The 641-nt window shown below is 29.8% G+C and carries 1 protein-coding gene; it reads left to right on the top strand.

The genetic code is table 11. The features are described from left to right. Nucleotides 1-83 precede the first annotated feature (83 nt). Complete coding sequence (locus J5069_RS23810; RefSeq protein ID WP_264646124.1) at nt 84-440, top strand: hypothetical protein; 357 nt, start codon at nt 84-86, stop codon at nt 438-440. Nucleotides 441-641 lie beyond the last annotated feature (201 nt).

Genomic DNA, 641 nt, shown 5'->3' with positions numbered 1-641 from the left:
AAATAACATTTTGCATCTGTGACAAAATCTCATAAAATATAGAGATTATATTCATAGCACTTTTTTGACGGATGGTGTATGATATGAAACTAAAAATTTATATGTATTTTTTTATTTTTCTAGTTACATTCCATGCTCATGGAACTACTGCTCCGCTTGGTGAATCTAGAATAGGTCAGGAAACAGACTGTACGTCATCATTTAAAGGTAATTTTTATAAAAATGCTATAATTGATGGGCTTTATGTTTTTTCAGGTGGAGATAAAATCCATGTGTATATAAGTGGAAAATCTAACCATCTGTACATTTACAATGTAAGCAGTAGCTCTTCTTATATATATGATCTTCTTAAAACATCTTGGTTGGCAGGAATAACAGTGGATATTTGCTATAGTGCTTCCGATGAAATAAAATTTATTTCATTAATGAATAAACAATGAAAACAGCATGTTTTTATTGCTGGTAAACTTACGTTAATCTTTGTGTGGTATATATGAAAAATAAAGCACATGCATTCGGCACAAATAATAGCCAATTGTTATTGTTATTGTTATTGTTATTGTTATTGTTTTCAGTATCCTCTTATGCGACAGTGAAAGATTGCACGCCGGATAAAGTCTTTACTATGGATTTTAACAAAA

Origin of the sequence: Candidatus Symbiopectobacterium sp. NZEC127, assembly GCF_025962675.1 — a bacterium.
Classification (GTDB): domain Bacteria; phylum Pseudomonadota; class Gammaproteobacteria; order Enterobacterales; family Enterobacteriaceae; genus Symbiopectobacterium.
Note: the sequence above shows the minus strand (reverse complement) of the source record. Positions and strands in the feature narration are given on the sequence as shown.

Bases quoted from the DNA above. Each gene is read 5' to 3' on its own strand.
- J5069_RS23810 (WP_264646124.1), top strand. From the start codon at position 84: ATGAAACTAAAAATTTATATGTATTTTTTTATTTTTCTAGTTACATTC.